At 60.5% G+C, this 13450-nt stretch carries 12 protein-coding genes, 1 tRNA gene and 1 riboswitch; of the genes, 7 read left to right on the top strand and 6 right to left on the bottom strand.

Translation table 11 applies throughout. The features are described from left to right. The first annotated feature begins 25 nt into the window (after positions 1-25). The 3 genes from AM571_RS02815 (at position 26) to AM571_RS02805 (ending at position 1919) form a co-directional block, all read left to right on the top strand. Positions 26-691, top strand: a complete 666-nt coding sequence (locus AM571_RS02815) for a S24 family peptidase (RefSeq protein ID WP_074060093.1) — start codon at positions 26-28, stop codon at positions 689-691. An 11-nt stretch (positions 692-702) separates the two neighbouring features. Next, positions 703-1443 (top strand): thermonuclease family protein, encoded by a 741-nt coding sequence (locus AM571_RS02810; RefSeq protein WP_074060092.1) that lies wholly within the window; start codon positions 703-705, stop codon positions 1441-1443. Between the two features lie 62 nt (positions 1444-1505). Next, the gene (locus AM571_RS02805; protein ID WP_074060091.1) at positions 1506-1919 is read left to right on the top strand and encodes a tellurite resistance TerB family protein; all 414 of its coding nucleotides are present in this window, start codon (positions 1506-1508) and stop codon (positions 1917-1919) included. Here AM571_RS02805 and AM571_RS02800 read toward each other — a convergent pair. Then, a complete protein-coding gene (locus AM571_RS02800; protein ID WP_074060090.1) occupies positions 1916-2788 on the bottom strand; it encodes a transporter substrate-binding domain-containing protein in 873 nt (290 codons plus the stop codon). The two genes, AM571_RS02805 and AM571_RS02800, sit on opposite strands and share 4 nt — an antisense overlap. A 678-nt stretch (positions 2789-3466) precedes the next feature. On the opposite strand from AM571_RS02800, the gene AM571_RS02790 reads away from it, so the two are divergent. Continuing rightward, positions 3467-5464, top strand: coding sequence for a methyl-accepting chemotaxis protein (locus tag AM571_RS02790; protein ID WP_074063040.1), 1998 nt, complete (start codon positions 3467-3469; stop codon positions 5462-5464). A gap of 557 nt (positions 5465-6021) precedes the next feature. Here AM571_RS02790 and AM571_RS02785 read toward each other — a convergent pair. Then, a tRNA-Gly gene (locus tag AM571_RS02785) sits at positions 6022-6095 on the bottom strand. Between the two features lie 44 nt (positions 6096-6139). Next, entirely contained in the window at positions 6140-7234 is a 1095-nt protein-coding gene (locus AM571_RS02780) for a 2'-deoxycytidine 5'-triphosphate deaminase (RefSeq protein WP_074060088.1), read from the bottom strand. Between the two features lie 73 nt (positions 7235-7307). Next, a riboswitch (SAM riboswitch) is annotated at positions 7308-7386 on the top strand. A gap of 46 nt (positions 7387-7432) precedes the next feature. Between AM571_RS02780 and AM571_RS02775 the strand changes: the two genes are divergently transcribed. Both AM571_RS02775 and apaG read left to right on the top strand, forming a co-directional pair. Then, positions 7433-8617 (top strand): O-succinylhomoserine sulfhydrylase, encoded by a 1185-nt coding sequence (locus AM571_RS02775; RefSeq protein WP_074060087.1) that lies wholly within the window; start codon positions 7433-7435, stop codon positions 8615-8617. A gap of 221 nt (positions 8618-8838) precedes the next feature. Next, positions 8839-9231, top strand: a complete 393-nt coding sequence (gene apaG, locus AM571_RS02770) for a Co2+/Mg2+ efflux protein ApaG (protein ID WP_022713591.1) — start codon at positions 8839-8841, stop codon at positions 9229-9231. On the opposite strand, the gene AM571_RS02765 is transcribed toward apaG, so the two are convergent. From AM571_RS02765 to AM571_RS02755, 3 genes are all read right to left on the bottom strand, one after another. Next, complete coding sequence (locus AM571_RS02765) at positions 9232-10227, bottom strand: Hsp33 family molecular chaperone (protein ID WP_074060086.1); 996 nt, start codon at positions 10225-10227, stop codon at positions 9232-9234. It abuts the gene before it with no gap. A 93-nt stretch (positions 10228-10320) separates the two neighbouring features. Beyond that, the gene (gene argF, locus AM571_RS02760; protein WP_074060085.1) at positions 10321-11238 is read right to left on the bottom strand and encodes an ornithine carbamoyltransferase; all 918 of its coding nucleotides are present in this window, start codon (positions 11236-11238) and stop codon (positions 10321-10323) included. A gap of 41 nt (positions 11239-11279) precedes the next feature. Then, complete coding sequence (locus AM571_RS02755) at positions 11280-12479, bottom strand: aspartate aminotransferase family protein (RefSeq protein WP_074060084.1); 1200 nt, start codon at positions 12477-12479, stop codon at positions 11280-11282. A 423-nt stretch (positions 12480-12902) separates the two neighbouring features. Here AM571_RS02755 and AM571_RS02750 point away from each other — a divergent pair, with 423 nt between their 5' ends. Then, complete coding sequence (locus AM571_RS02750) at positions 12903-13436, top strand: GcrA family cell cycle regulator (RefSeq protein ID WP_074060083.1); 534 nt, start codon at positions 12903-12905, stop codon at positions 13434-13436. The last annotated feature ends 14 nt before the right edge of the window (positions 13437-13450 follow it).

Here is a 13450-nt window from a genome sequence, read left to right as displayed (position 1 = left end):
AGCACCGGGCGCAGGATCAGGCAAGATGCTGTCACACGAGCAGATTTGGGCAGCGATCGACAGGCTTGCCGAACGGCATGACCTGACGCCCTCTGGGCTTGCGCGTCGGGCTGGTCTCGACCCCACCTCCTTCAACAAATCCAAGCGGCTTTCTGCCGATGGCCGCCTGCGCTGGCCCTCGACGGAATCGATTGCCAAGGTACTCGATGCGACAGGCGCCACCGTGGAGCAGTTCATGGGCTTCATGCGGCCGGCCAACAGCTCGTCCGGGCTGCCGGATGGCGAATCCGAGCCGCGGGCAAGCTCCATTCCCCTGCTCGGCTTCGCTCAGGCCGGTGCGGGGGGCTTTTTCGACGACGGCGGTTTCCCGGCAGGCCAGGGATGGGATGTGGTGGAATTTCCGGCGGCCCCCTCGCACAAAGCTGGCGTCTATGCGCTCGAAGTGCAGGGCGACAGCATGATGCCGCTTTACCGCGACGGCGACGTGCTGATCGTCGAGCCGGGTGCGCAGGTGCGTCGCAACGATCGTGTCGTCGTCAAGACGCGCGAGGGCGAGGTGATGGCGAAAGTGCTGCTGCGCCAGAGCCCGCGCTCCATCGAACTCATGTCGCTCAATCCCGAACATCCGAACCGGACGATCGAGCTTTCCGATGTGGATTGGATCGCACGTATTATCTGGGCCAGCCAATAGGAAAATCTTCCATGCGGCCTGCAGCACTTCTGACAGCTGTTGCGGGAATAACAATCGTCGCCGGGATGCTGGCGGTGGGCAGCAGGCGATCTGCCGGGCCGGACGCCACGCAAGGCGCGAGCGAAGAACCCGTCACAACTGCGAAATCCGGGGAGACTCCAGGGCCGCCGCCTGCCCGATCCGATCCAAAGATCACGATGACTGCGCGGCCGGTTGACCAGGCAAGCCGATCTTATCCAGCACAGGCCGACGGCAAGCCGCTGGAACGGGTTGTAACGCCCAAGCCCGAAAGGCCGAAGCCGGAGCCGCAAAAAGCTGCGATCTTGCCGAGGCCGATTGCCGAGAGTGCGGGTATTCTCGGCTTCGGAAACAGGAAGCTGCGTCTTGCCGGTATCGTTCCGACACAGGCCGACAAGGTCTGCAAGGAACCGGACGGGAACGAATGGCCTTGCGGCATGCTGGCGAAGACGAATTTCCGGCTCTTCTTGCGGCTGCGCTCGGTCACCTGCGATCTGGAGGATGCCAACTGGACCGGCATCACGACCGCCTCCTGCAAGATCGGTGTGCAGGACCTTTCCGAATGGCTGGTGGAAAACGGCTGGGCGGATGCGGCCGACGGATCGGCGCTGGCCGAAGCCGGTGCGCAGGCCAAAGCGGAGAAGAAAGGCGTCTATGGCGAGGATCCGCGCAAGGGCGCGCCGCTGGCGCTGCCGCCCGCACCACAGCTGGACAATCCTCTCGATCCGAACTAGCGATCCCTTGTAATGGCGCACGGCAATTCCTAAACTCCTGCCGAAGCAGAGGGAATAACCGAATGAACAAGCCGCTTTCCGCCCATGACGCGCTGATCTACGTGATGGTGATGGCATCCGCTGTCGACAGCACGATGAATGACCGGGAAATGGAGCGCATCGGCCAGCTGATCGGCTTTCTGCCGGTCTTCAATGATTTCGACGACGACAAGCTGATATCCATTGCCCGCGACTGCGCCTCGCTGCTGGCCGGACCAGAGGGCCTCGATGTCGTTTTGGAAACGGTGAAGGACACGCTGCCTTCGCGGCTCTACGACACCGCCTACGCACTTGCCGTCGAAGTCGCCTCCGCCGACCTTTCGGTCAAGGCCGAGGAGCTTCGGTTGCTCAGCATGCTCCGCGACAGGCTGGAACTCGACAAGCTTACCTGCGCTGCCATCGAACGCAGCGCGATCGCCCGCTTCCGCAACGGTTAGTAGAGCCCGTTAGGGAAATAACGAAGGTAGATTTCCTGCAGACGGCCGTTTCTGGAAAGCGCTGCAAGCGCGTGGTCCAGCGCTGCGGTCAATACGCTGTCGTTCTGGCGAAGCATGATCGTCATGCCTTCGCCCAAAAACTGCTCCGACAGATAAGGGCCGTCGAAGAGCGCACAGCACCTTGCTGAGGCCCTGGAGGAAACCCAGAAGGACAATTGCAGGGCATCGGCAAAGGCGGCATCCACCTTGCCATCCTTCAGAGCAGAAAGCAGCGCTTCCTTGTTGTCGAAAGGCACGGCTTTTATCGCCGGGAAAAAGGCGGCGAGCATGGCCTCATGGACCGTCGCCTTGACGACGCCGACCGGACGCTTAACGAGAGATGCGGCAGTATTCCCGTCGATATTTGCCTTCGCATTGCGCACAAAGCGGGCCGGCAGCATGAGGTAAGGGCGGGTGAAGGTAAACTGCTTTCGCAAGTCCGCAGTCACGGCCAGTCCGGCGATGACGGCATCGCCCTGGGAGGCTGCAAGCGCGTCCTTGAGATCGGCGAAGGGCAGTGCCTGGATCTCGCATTTCGCAGCAACTTCCAATTCATCGCAGATCTCGCGGGCGAGATCGATGTTGAAACCCGCCAGTTTACCGTTCTGATCGGTGAAGTTGAAAGGCGGGAAGTCGACGGAGGTGAGAAAGCGGAGGCGGACGAGCGACGAAAGGTCCGGCTTGGCAAGTCTTTCGCGGGCATCAAAAAGCAGCGGCAGCGACGACGGCGTCTGCTGCGCAAAGCCAGGCGCCGCAGATGATGCAGCTAGAATCAGAATTACGGTCAGAATAGCCATAACTCTTGTAGAGGCGAGGAAATATTGTCTCATGTCCGGCTCATGGGGTCGGGGCATCGTCGCTCGGTGATCGTGTATCAGAGTCATGCGTTTCGGGGAATATGCGCCGGGCGCACCGTCTCGACGACGGCAAACGGCTGGATCAATGTGCGGCAGATCGCTCCGCTCGGCCTTGAGGAGCGGGATGGATGTACCGTCCGATAACGGCTCATGCCGAGGGCCCCTTATCCTGCCTGCCCAATCCTGTCGGCCCCCCTCTTCGATCCCTTGTAAAGGGATGGGCTCTTCATTCTGACCAGGCAAAGCGTAGATGGACCGCGGCAAACAGGCGACCCTGCTTCGATGGACCAGGCGCCGCTCGGCCGGCATAGGGCAAGCCGCCCGCAGCTCCGCACGAACCTTCTCTTCCTGGACAACGCGCTCACACTCCGGGCAAGAATCCAGCACAGGAAATCGCACGTAGCGTCCAAGCAATGGGCGCCTCGAATTTACTGGGGACCTGCTTCCAACATTAGGCCCCCGTTAAGCAATATCGACTCTTATGCCGCAAACGACGACGGCTTTTTTCAGCCGGCTGCATGACGCAGGCGTCGAGCCTCATCAAATCATTTCGAACATGCCGCAGCTCCATGCCGAGTTTCGAACCATTGATTTTCCAGAATGCCGGGCAAGCAGAAGGCCCAAGAAAGCGGGTAATTTTCGATGCGAACATTGCTGAAGAACCTGAAAATCCGAACCAAGATCGTGTCCATCCTCATGGTCCTGGGCGTGATTGCCATGGGCGGCCTGATTTACGTCATCACCGAATTCCGTCATGCGGATGAGAGATATAGTGCGTTTATCGACCATGAAGCATTGGCGGCCATGCAAGGTGCGCGCGCCAGCGCGTCTGTCGTCGCCGCAGTGCTGCAGACCACGAGGCTCTCGAGCCTGAAGGCGGGCACGCCCGCTTTTCATACCGCGCTTTCTACACCGAACAAGCTGCCGCAGGCGCGTGACCTTCTTAACCAGGCGGCAGCTCTGGTGCCCAGCCGCAAGCCGGCGATCGACGATATTCTCAACGCAATCGCCGAAATAGAAACGATTTCAAGCAGGGTCGCCGAAATGAGCAAGGCCGGCGACAGTGCCGCAGCCCAGATTGCCGCCGCTCAGCTGAATGCCAAGCTCACCGCACTGACCCCGAAGATGACGGCGAATAACGATGCCTTGATGTCAATGCTCAACGATGGCGGAGACGCCGTTTCGGCAAGCGTCAATGAGCGCATCAATCTCTGCCTTGCCATCATCGCGGCGGCCGTTATAGGCGCAATCGCGCTCGGGATCGTGATCGCACAGGCCGGCATCACGTCGCCGATGGCAAAGCTTCGTGAGCGAATGACGCGCCTTGCCGAAGGCGAGACCGACAGCAATGTCCCGGGCCTCGAGCGCCGCGACGAAGTGGGCCAGATGGCCGAAGCGCTCGAAGTTTTCCGCAACAGCGCGATCGAGCGCATCCAGCTCGAAAACCAGGCGGAAGTCGATCGCAACCTGACTGATGGCGAACGTCGCGAACGCGAAGCCCAGAAAGCCCGCGAAGCGGCGGAATTTTCCGGCGCGGCCGAGGCGCTCGGGGACGGGCTGCGCCGTCTGGCATCGGGCGATCTCGCCTCCCACATCGATGTTCCGTTCGCAGAACATCTCGATGGATTGCGCCGCGACTTCAACCATTCGGTCGAAAAGCTGAACGAGGCAATGCGCACCGTCGGCTCCAATGCGCGGGCGATCGGCGCGGGGGCGAACGAAATCCGTTCATCAGCCGACGAACTTTCCAGGCGCACGGAGCAGCAGGCCGCCTCCGTGGAGGAAACCGCCGCCGCGCTGGAAGAGATCACAACGACTGTAAAGGACGCCGCCCGCCGCGCGCAGGAAGCAAGCGAGCTCGTTGCCCGCACCCGCGCAGGCGCCGAGAAGTCCGGCGAAGTCGTCCGCAATGCCGTCAAGGCGATGCAGCAGATCGAACAGTCCTCGGCCGAGATCAGCAATATCATCGGCGTGATCGACGACATCGCCTTCCAGACGAACCTTCTCGCGCTCAATGCCGGCGTCGAGGCAGCTCGTGCAGGTGAAGCGGGCAAGGGCTTTGCGGTCGTTGCCCAGGAAGTGCGCGAACTGGCGCAGCGTTCGGCGAATGCGGCAAGGGAGATCAAGTCGCTGATCACCAATTCCGGCACACATGTCCAGACCGGCGTTGCCCTGGTCAGCGAAACTGGCAAGGCGCTCGACGCCATCGTTCATGAGGTGCAGGAGATCAACCAGCACGTCCATGCGATCGCGGAGGCTTCCCGTGAACAATCGACAGGCCTGCAGGAAATCAATACGGCCGTGAACACCATGGACCAGGGCACGCAGCAGAATGCCGCCATGGTCGAAGAGAGCACGGCAGCAAGCCACAGCCTGGCAACGGAGGCCGCCGCACTGAACGAACTGCTCGGCCAGTTCAAGCTGGGCGGAACGGACAGCTTCATCGCAGCGGCACGTTCGACGCCGCAAGCACCAGCACGGCCTGTGGCGACCCGCCCGGCGCCGGTTTCAAAACCCCCAATCCGCGTGGCGACAGTGAGCACGCGGCCCGCCGCTTCGCCTGCCCGCGCGCTTGGCAGCAAGCTTGCCGGCGCATTCGGCATGAACAGCGCTTCGCAAAACAAGGAGGCCGACTGGACAGAATTTTGAGTGGCACCACCAGCACGGCTCCGGCACGGGCACTCCTCCGTCCGAGCGCGGCGCAAAGCGCGTGACGCCGCCGATACAGGGCGTTGAACCCGTCCGATCGAAACGGGATCGTGAACGCAAACCAGGAGCGTGCCTGCAGCGCGCTTCCCCTTTATAGAAGGCTGGGAAAGGCGGCGGGGTATTGGTGTCAAGCTCAACCCATCCAACTCCAGTCTTCGTTCGCTGCAGCCGCTTTCACGGCATCTCTATGGTCCAGCGTGTCGACAGGCAGCGTTATCCCAGAAAGAGGGCGAACCGACACGGCAACCGATGCGAATTCCAGAGATCTTTCCGGCAGCCTTCCATCTGCTGGCCCGTGCCGCTCTTATTCGCTCATTCGTGGCCCGCTTTCTGCGCGACTTGTTCTGCCCTAAGAACCGGAAAGCGTTTTGCGAAGCTGGCATGCGCTTCTACGCCCTATGCCGGTCTTCGAGACACATGATTACATGGCGCTGCGGGGAAGCGGCAGGTGTCATTCGATCTGTTGCCGATGTATCCGGGCTGGACAAAAAGACAGCTGGAGCGGGTGAAGGGAATCGAACCCTCGTATTCAGCTTGGGAAGCTGCTGCTCTACCATTGAGCTACACCCGCGATGACAGAAGCCTTCCAACAGAAGGATGGCGGTGTCAAGGCTCTCAGATGCGGAAGTGCTTCGACAGTTTCAGTCCCTGGGCCTGGTAGTTCGATCCAAGACCGGAGCCATAGAGGCTTTCGGGCTTCTCCAGCATGTGCTCGTAAACCAGGCGGCCGACGATCTGGCCGTCTTCCAGAATGAAGGGCACTTCATGGCTGCGGACTTCGAGAACGGCGCGACTGCCCATGCCGCCGGCAGGCGCGTGGCCGAAACCTGGATCGAAGAAGCCGGCGTAATGCACGCGGAACTCGCCGACGAGCGGATCAAAGGGTGTCATCTCGGCTGCGTAGTGCGGCGGAACATGTACGGCTTCACGCGAAACGAGGATATAGAACTCATCCGGATCGAGGATCAGTTCGTTGCGGCCGCGGCTGTAAAGCGGCTCCCAGAAATCGAAGATATCGTGCTCAGCCTTCTTATCGACATCGACGACGGCCGTGTGATGCTTGCCGCGGTAGCCGATCAGGCCATCCTTGTCGCCCGCCAGATCGATCGACAGCGCAATGCCGCCGCCGGAAACGTTCGGCTTGGAGCTTGCAACCAGCGTTTCTGCATCATGCAGCGCCTGCAGTTCCGGCTCGCCCAGAATTGAATGCCCGACGCGGAAGCGGATCTGCGAGAGGCGCGAGCCGCGGCGCACGACGACCGGGAACGTGCGCGGGCTGATTTCCAGGTAGAGCGGGCCAGAATAACCGGCAGGAATCTTGTCAAATTCCTGCGCGTAGTCGGTAATGACACGGGTGAAGATGTCGAGGCGGCCGGTCGAGCTCTTGGGGTTGGCCGAGGCGGACATTTCAGCGGGAAGATCGAGCCGCTCCATGAGGGGCACAATATAGACGCAGCCCGTTTCGAGCACGGCACCTTCGGAAAGGTCGATGACGTGCAGGCTCAGCCGGTCGAGCTTGTCGGCAACGAGATGCGAGGGGCCCGGCATGAAACTTGCCCGGACGCGGAACGCCCTGGCGCCCAGGCGCAGGTCCAGGCTTGCCGGCTGAATCTGATCGCGGTCCAGTTCCCGCTCACTCGTGAGGCGGCCCAATTCAAACAGCGCCGCAATTGCGCGATCGGCCAAGATTCCAGTTTCGCGAGCCATCATGCTCCATCCATAATTTGCCCCAGACAAAACCAAACTCAAGGAATTGACGCAAGAAGCTAACAGCAGTATTGCAGCTTTATCCCGTGGTGATTTGGCCGGTCGGCTTGCAGCCACGTTAAAGAAGTGGCTAAAAAGACCGGGTATGAAACCGGTCTGCATTTGCGGCCGGTTTTTTTGTTGTTTGAAGGTGGTGATGGCATGAGCAAGACTTGGCGCCCGGCAACCCAACTCGTTCACGAAGGGACGTTGCGCTCGCAATATGGCGAGACTTCGGAAGCGATCTTCCTGACGCAAGGTTTCGTCTATGAGACTTCTGAAGCTGCGGAAGCGCGCTTCAAGGGTGAGACAGACGGCTTTATCTATGCCCGATACGGAAGCCCTACCAACGATATGTTCGAAAAGCGCATGTGCGCTCTTGAAGGCGCCGAAGACGCCCGCGCCACCGCTTCCGGCATGGCTGCCGTCACCGCGGCGATTCTCTGCCAGTTGAAGGCTGGCGACCATATCGTTGCCGCCCGCGCGCTCTTCGGCTCCTGCCGGTGGGTGGTCGAAACGCTTGCACCCAAATACGGCATCGAATGTACGCTCATCGACGGCCGCTATCTCGAAAACTGGGAGAAAGCAATCCGCCCGGCCACAAAGGTCTTCTTCCTTGAAAGCCCGACGAATCCGACGCTGGAAGTAGTCGACATCGCAGGCGTCGCCAGGCTCGCCGACCAGATCGGCGCCAAGGTAGTCGTCGACAACGTCTTCGCAACGCCGCTCTTCCAGAAGCCCCTGGAACTTGGCGCCCATATCGTCGTCTATTCCGCGACCAAGCATATCGACGGCCAGGGCCGCTGCCTCGGCGGCGTCGTCCTTTCAGACAAGGAATGGATCGACGAAAACCTGCACGACTATTTCCGCCATACCGGTCCGGCCATGTCGCCGTTCAATGCCTGGACGCTTCTGAAAGGCATCGAAACCCTACCGCTTCGCGTCAAGCAGCAAACGGCTAGTGCCGCCAGGATCGCGGACTTCCTTGCCGAACAGAAGCAGGTGGCCAAGGTGATCTATCCGGGCCGCAAGGATCATCCGCAAGCCGATATCATCGCCAGGCAGATGTCCGGCGGATCGACGCTCGTCGCCTTCGAGCTGAAGGGCGGGAAGGAAGCAGCCTTCGCGCTGCAGAATGCGCTCGATATCATCAAAATCTCGAACAATCTCGGCGATTCAAAGAGCCTGATCACGCATCCGGCCACCACGACGCACAAGAACCTGAGCGATGACGCCCGCGCCGAACTCGGCATTTCCCCCGGCACCGTTCGCCTTTCGCTCGGCATCGAAGATGTCGAGGACCTGATCGATGATTTCGCTCAGGCTCTTTCAAACGTTAAGTCCTGACTGCAATAGCGACCGCCGGACCTTGCCGGTCCGGCCACATGCTCCACCTAAGAAATGTCGCAGGAGTTCCGCATTAATACGGGAATTAACTTCGAAAATTAGGATTAATGCTCGAAACGACGTGCAATCATCGCGGTTTGAAGGATGATGCGTGTGCCGTTTCTTGACGGATCGAGCGCTGTATAAGATACGGGTAACATATCCTGGCTATGGTGTAAGGCATGTACCGCGCCCTCACACGAGATATCGAAGTTGTCGTCGAGCCATTTTATCTGGAGGAGCAATCCGATCCGGATGATGATCGCTATGTCTGGGGCTATCGGATCGTGATCAGCAATAATTCGGACCTGACGGTGCGGCTCATCAATCGCTACTGGAACATCACCGATCAGAACGGCCTGGTGGACGAGGTGACCGGTCCTGGCGTCGTCGGCGAGCAGCCCCGGCTGGAACCTGGCGACACCTACGAATACTCCTCCGGATGTCCGCTCGATACGCCTTCTGGCCTCATGTTCGGGCACTACCAGATGGAAACGGAGGACGGCGAGCTTTTCGATGTCGAAATACCCGCCTTCTCGCTGGACTCTCCCGGGCTGCTCAGGGTGCTGAATTGATCATTCAGCAGCCGATGCGACTTCCACGACCTCAAACCGGTAGGTCGTGGAACAGAATTCGCAGGTAACGGCAATCTCGCCATTCTCCTGGCTGGCGTCGATCTCGTCGTCCGAAAAGCCCTTCAGCACATTTTTGATCTTCTCACGCGAGCAGCTGCAGCGGTCGAATACTGCCCGGGTACTGAAAACACGCACGCCACGCTCGTGGAAGAGACGGAAGAGCAGGCGTTCGATGCCGACCTGCGGATCCGTCAGTTCGTCCGCATCGATGGTGTCGACCAACGTTCGCGCTTCGGTCCAGGCGTCGTCTTCCTTGTGTGCCAGCGCAGCGTTATCACCGTCGCCGCCGTGGAGGTCAGGCTGGCGCATGCGCTCCGGCGCTTCCGGCAAAAACTGCGCAACGAGTCCGCCGGCGCGCCAGCGGTGGCGCGCCTTCCCCGCCTCGTCGCGGTCAAACAATTCGGCGGCAGCCAGGCGCACGCGCGTCGGGATTTGCTCCGACTGACGGAAATATGTGCCGGCAATATCCTCGAGCGAGGTGCCGTCGAGTGCGACGATGCCCTGGTAGGGCTGGCTGAACTTGCCCTGGTCGATGGTGAAAGCCAGCACGCCCTTGCCAAGAAGCTGTTCCGGCTCGGTTTGGCCGGCGGCGACTGCCTTGTCGAGCAGGGCCTGATCGAAGCGCGCATAGGCACGCACGTTCTCCGGCGTCGCGAAATCCGCGACGAGGAGGTCGACAGGGCCATCGCCCTTGGTCTGCACCGTGAACTTGCCTTCGAACTTGAGCGACGTTCCAAGAAGCACCGTCAGCACGATAACTTCGGCCAGCAGCCGGGCAACGGGTGCCGGATAGTGATGACGCTCGAGGATTGCATCCAGCATGGGACCGAGCTGGACAGCGCGGCCGCGCACATCGAGACCCTCTACCTGGAACGGGACAACGTGATCATCACCGGCGAAATCGAATTCGCCGAGAGCACTTGCGGTTTCTGCCATGGTCTTACTCCTAGTAGTCCGAGCGGCAGACCAGAAGTCTCTCCACTCGCGCGGCCACGAGGCCATCAGGCCAAAGGTGGCGCCCAGTATGGTTCAGATCACTCCCAGGCACCATGCAAGAATCGATTTTTGCGCGTGAAGACGGTTTTCCGCCTCGTCAAAAACCACGGATTGCGGGCCGTCGATCACTTCATCCGTCACTTCCTCGCCACGATGGGCGGGCAGGCAATGCATGAACAATGCGTCCTTGCCGGCCTTTGCCATCAAAGCCGCGTTGACTTGATAGGGCTGGAAAACGTTGTGACCGCGGGCCCGATGTTCCTGATTCATGGAGACCCAGGTATCGGTTACCACGCAATCGGCACCCTCGACCGCACGGTCGGCATCATGGCCAAGCATGATTTGGGCGCCCTCGTTGCGGGCCCAGTTCAGATAGTGATCCTTCGGCTCGGAACCAAGAGGCACGGCCATGTTCATGCGATAGCCGAAACGGGCAGCACCTTCGACCAGCGAATGCAGCACGTTGTTGCCATCGCCGGTCCAGGCAAACGTCTTGCCTTTGACGGGACCGCGATGCTCCTCGAAGGTCATGATATCGGCCATGATCTGGCAGGGATGCGTGTCGTCCGTCAGCGCGTTGATGACCGGCACCGTCGCGCGTTCGGCAAGTTCCAGCATGCGGTGATGCTCCGTGGTGCGGATCATGATCGCGTCAACGTAACGCGAGAGCACCTTTGCGGTATCGCCGATCGCCTCTGCGCGGCCGAGCTGCATCTCCGTGCCGGAGAGAAAAAGCGTCTCGCCGCCAAGCTGGCGCATGCCGACGTCGAAGGAGACGCGCGTGCGCGTCGAGGGCTTCTCGAAAATCATTGCCAGCATCTTGCCTGCGAGCGGCTTATCGCCCTTACCGGCCTTGAAGGCCTGTTTGCGTACGATCGCATCATCCATGATGGATCTGAGATCGGATGCAGATACCGCAGAGAGATCGAGAAAGTGTTTGGGGGAAGCCATGTCGTTCTTACCTGTATGCCCCTTGAGAGGCGTCTATGCGTTCAAGCCGTCTTCTTGGTCTTTGCGGCGCGAATGCTTTCGGCAGCGCGCTCCACGCGGGCAAGCCCCTCGCGCGCTTCCTCCGCCGTGACGACCAGAGGCGGAAGGAGGCGGATTACATTTTCGCCGGCCGGAATGGCCAGAAGATGAGCAGCACGAATGGCCTGCAGCAGCTCGGAAGACGGGACGGCTGCCTTGATGCCGAGCATCAGGCCTTCGCCGCGTACATCCTCGATTACGTCCGGATAGCGGTCCTTCAGCGAGGCAAGGCCCTGGCGGAAAACAAGCGCCACGTCGCGCACATGTTGCAGGAAACCCTCCGCCAGGATGACATCGAGCACTGCGCTGCCAACCGCCATGGCAAGCGGATTGCCGCCATAGGTGGAACCATGCGTGCCAGCCTTCATTCCGGAAGCGGCATCCGCGGTCGCAAGGCAGGCGCCGAGCGGGAAGCCGCCGCCGATGCCCTTCGCCACCGCCATGATATCCGGCGTCACGCCGGACCATTCGTGGGCAAAGAGCTTGCCCGTGCGGCCGACGCCGGACTGAACCTCGTCAAGAATCAACAACAGGCCCTTCTCGTCGCAGATCTGGCGGAGCGCCTTCATGAATTCGTGCGTCGCCGGGCGAATGCCGCCCTCCCCCTGCACAGGCTCTATGAGAATGCCTGCCGTTTCATCCGTGATCGCGGCGCGCACCGCCTCGATATCGCCGAACGGAACCTGATCGAAACCCGGTGCCTTGGGGCCGAAGCCCTCGAGATACTTCTCCTGGCCGCCGGCAGCGATCGTCGCCAGCGTACGGCCATGGAAAGCGCCTTCGAAGGTGATGATGTGGAAGCGTTCCGGATGGCCCTTGGAATACTGATAGCGGCGCGCGGTCTTGATCGCGCATTCCAGCGCCTCGGCCCCGGAATTGGTGAAAAATACTTTATCGGCAAATGTGACGTCGGTCAGCCGCTTGGCAAGCGCCTCCTGGCCTGGAATTTCATAAATGTTCGACAGGTGCCAAACTTTGTCGGCCTGCGCCTTCAACGCTTCGACGACATGCGGATTGCCGTGGCCGACGGACGTTACGGCAACGCCGGCGCCAAAATCCAGATAACGCTCGCCACCCTCGGTGATCAGCCACACGCCCTCACCTCGCTCGAACCGCAAAGGGGCGCGAGAATAGGTGTCATAAAGCGGCGCGGCTTGAGCCATGACGCGGTCTCCTGTTGTCGTTTGGGCAACCGGACTCCGGCTAAATACCAGGTCCAAAAAATTAAAAATGCCGCCTTTCGGCGGCGAGGGTCACTATTTACGTTTCGCGCCGCAATGTCAACAAAACTGCGGATTTCCGCGCGTACGGCAGGCAGGCCGCCAGGCAAGCTATTTATCAACAGCTAATGTTGCAGAAATGACTCGCTCGGGAAGCAAGTTGGGGAAAACTTGAAATTCGATTCATCCGGATTCCCGCGACTCTTGTCACGGAGTCAGCCTCACACTAGGTTAAAACTCAATTACTAGACTGCATGCGGCGGAACTAGTCACCACAATTGGTCAGGCGTTTCCTGCTTCGGACGTGTCCGGAGCAACGGTGAGGGATTCTGCCTTCACAACGGCGCTAAACGGCGGAGACAGGGCATGAACTGGACAGACGAGCGAGTCGAAAAACTCAAGAAGCTTTGGTCCGAAGGGTTGAGCGCGAGCCAGATCGCGGCGCAACTCGGGGGAGTGAGCAGGAACGCGGTCATTGGCAAGGTCCACAGGCTTAGCCTTCCAGGCCGCGCCAAGGCTGGCGGCGCGACCACTACGGCACGCGCGCCGAAGCGCAACACTTCGGCTGTCCGCGCACCCAATTATGCATCGCGGATCGCGACCCGCACCGTCACGCGCCAGCAGGGCGCGACGATGCTCAAGGAAGAGGTCGAAATCGATCTCATGGAGGAGATGGACTATCGTCCGGCCGCAAACGTCGTCGTGCCGATCTCCCGCCGTCTCGGCCTGACGGAACTCACGGAGCGTACCTGCAAGTGGCCGGTTGGCGACCCGCTGAAGGACGACTTCCACTTCTGCGGCTGCGACAGCCCGGACTCTTCCCCATATTGCAGCTATCACCAGCGCATGGCCTACCAGCCGGTCAACGAACGCCGCCGGACCGCAGCCCGCGCAAGCTGAGCCGGATAAGTATC

The sequence above is a fragment of the Rhizobium etli 8C-3 genome (assembly GCF_001908375.1).
Lineage (GTDB): Bacteria > Pseudomonadota > Alphaproteobacteria > Rhizobiales > Rhizobiaceae > Rhizobium > Rhizobium etli_B.
Note: the sequence above shows the minus strand (reverse complement) of the source record. Positions and strands in the feature narration are given on the sequence as shown.

Bases quoted from the DNA above. Each gene is read 5' to 3' on its own strand.
- AM571_RS02815 (WP_074060093.1), top strand. From the start codon at position 26: ATGCTGTCACACGAGCAGATTTGGGCAGCGATCGACAGGCTTGCCGAA.
- AM571_RS02810 (WP_074060092.1), top strand. From the start codon at position 703: ATGCGGCCTGCAGCACTTCTGACAGCTGTTGCGGGAATAACAATCGTC.
- AM571_RS02805 (WP_074060091.1), top strand. From the start codon at position 1,506: ATGAACAAGCCGCTTTCCGCCCATGACGCGCTGATCTACGTGATGGTG.
- AM571_RS02800 (WP_074060090.1), bottom strand. From the start codon at position 2,788: ATGAGACAATATTTCCTCGCCTCTACAAGAGTTATGGCTATTCTGACC.
- AM571_RS02780 (WP_074060088.1), bottom strand. From the start codon at position 7,234: ATGATGGCTCGCGAAACTGGAATCTTGGCCGATCGCGCAATTGCGGCG.
- AM571_RS02775 (WP_074060087.1), top strand. From the start codon at position 7,433: ATGAGCAAGACTTGGCGCCCGGCAACCCAACTCGTTCACGAAGGGACG.
- apaG (WP_022713591.1), top strand. From the start codon at position 8,839: ATGTACCGCGCCCTCACACGAGATATCGAAGTTGTCGTCGAGCCATTT.
- AM571_RS02765 (WP_074060086.1), bottom strand. From the start codon at position 10,227: ATGGCAGAAACCGCAAGTGCTCTCGGCGAATTCGATTTCGCCGGTGAT.
- argF (WP_074060085.1), bottom strand. From the start codon at position 11,238: ATGGCTTCCCCCAAACACTTTCTCGATCTCTCTGCGGTATCTGCATCC.
- AM571_RS02755 (WP_074060084.1), bottom strand. From the start codon at position 12,479: ATGGCTCAAGCCGCGCCGCTTTATGACACCTATTCTCGCGCCCCTTTG.
- AM571_RS02750 (WP_074060083.1), top strand. From the start codon at position 12,903: ATGAACTGGACAGACGAGCGAGTCGAAAAACTCAAGAAGCTTTGGTCC.